Source organism: Zooshikella sp. RANM57 (assembly GCF_050749885.1).
In the GTDB taxonomy this organism is placed as follows: Bacteria; Pseudomonadota; Gammaproteobacteria; order Pseudomonadales; family Zooshikellaceae; genus Zooshikella.
This window is the reverse complement of record NZ_JBOIUB010000058.1, coordinates 1-615: the sequence shown is the minus strand read 5'-3', so window position 1 is coordinate 615 and position 615 is coordinate 1. Positions and strand designations below refer to the sequence as shown.

General features: G+C 56.3%; 1 protein-coding gene. It reads right to left on the bottom strand.

Features of this window, described 5'->3' with window-relative positions; all coding sequences use genetic code 11:
* Window positions 1-584: hypothetical protein (locus ACQ96U_RS27115; RefSeq protein ID WP_431724400.1), on the bottom strand; the 584-nt coding region annotated here is incomplete at its 3' end.
* Window positions 585-615: the final 31 nt, after the last annotated feature.

Sequence of the window (615 nt, the reverse complement as noted above, 5' to 3'; positions counted from 1 at the left end):
CGACCGGTATTGCGGTGCGTAACGCTACCCTGGTCCAAGGCATGGAAACTACTGAGCTGGTGGTGGGCCTTGGCGCTAAACTCGCCCGACTCACCCCGCTCAGCGGCAAAGCTGTAATCCCCTTGCAACCAGTCCAACAGCTCCCACTCACCCTGAGCATTTTGCTTATAAACATTGACGGTGTAGGTGAAGGTACGACCTTCGGCATTTTCCAGGGACACGTTGGGTTGTAGGTTCACCTGACCGGCACTGGCCTCAACAATTTCGGAGCCTTTGGCCTCGCCAAAACCTGCATTCCAATCGAACTTCAGTTTGCCTTGGTAACCGCCTAAGTTGGCCCAGCGTAGTTGCAGGTCCTTCAGGGTTTGCTGACTGGGTTTCGCCGCTTCACCATTCGCCGCGGCGGTGGCTGCCTGTTGCTGTAAGCCAAAGCGCAGATCAAAGGTCTCGCCGTGCTTGGCATTTTGTGTGGTACGGAAGATACCCTCACCCCGGTTAATCACCGTGCCTTCTGGGGTCAAGGCCTCGTAGTAGTACTCATAGGCTTGATTTGCAGAGAGGCCTGGGGAGTTGGTCAGATCCAACGCCCAGTCTCCCTCGCGGTTCATCCGTGCA